The organism is Qipengyuania thermophila (genome assembly GCF_004153605.1).
GTDB classification, from domain to species: Bacteria; Pseudomonadota; Alphaproteobacteria; order Sphingomonadales; family Sphingomonadaceae; genus Qipengyuania_B; species Qipengyuania_B thermophila.
Genome location: NZ_SDSI01000016.1, coordinates 1 through 580, shown reverse-complemented (window position 1 = coordinate 580; position 580 = coordinate 1). Strand labels below are relative to the sequence as shown.

Sequence of the window (580 nt, the reverse complement as noted above, 5' to 3'; positions counted from 1 at the left end):
GGGAATACACACAAAAGTGTGATTGTGTGAACATTGTTAAAGTGCAGTGAATATTTCATTCTGGGCTGTGGAACCAGAGAAGGGACCTCCCCACTTTAAATTTTAAAAAATTTTACCAATAAAGTTTGATGGGAAATTGGACTATTAGTTACGCTTTTAATCTTTTTCTTTTTAAGAAAAGAAAACTATTTTATTAGTCTTGAGATAGGAGAGTGAGTTAGGGGCTTATTAGGAGATGAGATTTCATTTTTTATTGATCAAAAGAGTTTCATTTTCTTATCAATAGTTTTGTTAGTGAGGTTTTCAGTCTCTAAATATTCATTTTATTATATAAGGAGTAAGGATTTAAGAAAGTTTTTATGTTTACTCTCTTCATTCATTTTCTCTATAGTTTTACTTTGCTCAAGAACAAGCTTAATCTGAGCATTAGTTGGATGAGACAGTCTTGGAATTACTTCTTTATTCTTAATCTTGTTTTACAAGAATTGGACTGCAAGGTCTGGCGGGCTAATTACCTTTTTGCTTAATCGTTTAGGGGATGTCTTTCTTCTATCTTCTATTCTCCTTCTCAGGGTCAATC

The 580-nt window shown here is 32.1% G+C and carries 2 protein-coding genes; both read left to right on the top strand.

Annotated features, from left to right (window positions below):
- Window positions 1-240 precede the first annotated feature (240 nt).
- The gene (locus ETO60_RS11535; protein ID WP_390612838.1) at window positions 241-423 is read left to right on the top strand and encodes a hypothetical protein; all 183 of its coding nucleotides are present in this window, start codon (window positions 241-243) and stop codon (window positions 421-423) included.
- A 27-nt stretch (window positions 424-450) separates the two neighbouring features.
- Window positions 451-580: hypothetical protein (locus ETO60_RS11530; RefSeq protein ID WP_390612836.1), on the top strand; the 130-nt coding region annotated here is incomplete at its 3' end.